The sequence below is a fragment of the Psychrobacter sp. GW64-MNA-CIBAN-0177 genome (assembly GCF_040309585.1).
In the GTDB taxonomy this organism is placed as follows: Bacteria; Pseudomonadota; Gammaproteobacteria; order Pseudomonadales; family Moraxellaceae; genus Psychrobacter; species Psychrobacter okhotskensis.
This window is the reverse complement of record NZ_JBEOOY010000618.1, coordinates 1-235: the sequence shown is the minus strand read 5'-3', so window position 1 is coordinate 235 and position 235 is coordinate 1. Positions and strand designations below refer to the sequence as shown.

The following is a 235-nucleotide window of genomic DNA, read 5'->3' as shown; positions in this document are numbered from 1 at the left end:
ACTTCATCCTTGTAAATATAAATTTCCTCTTCCGAGTTATACTCTTTTAAATAATCTTCTCTATCCAAATTTGTGCTTTTATGCAAATGATTTAATGCTGAGAACACACTTGATTTGCCCGCGTTATTGGGGCCAATTAGAAATGTAGTATCTCGGAATTTAATGTGACAATCTTTGAGCTTTCTAAAGTTCTTTATATGTAGTTCGTGCAATCTCATTTGACATCCTTTTGAAC

Annotated in this window: 1 protein-coding gene; it reads right to left on the bottom strand. The window is 32.8% G+C overall.

The annotated features are described in order from the left end of the window. Positions 1 to 218, bottom strand: a 218-nt coding sequence (locus AAEY79_RS16435; RefSeq protein WP_352289854.1) for an AAA family ATPase, incomplete at its 3' end; no start/stop codon positions are given. Positions 219 to 235 lie beyond the last annotated feature (17 nt).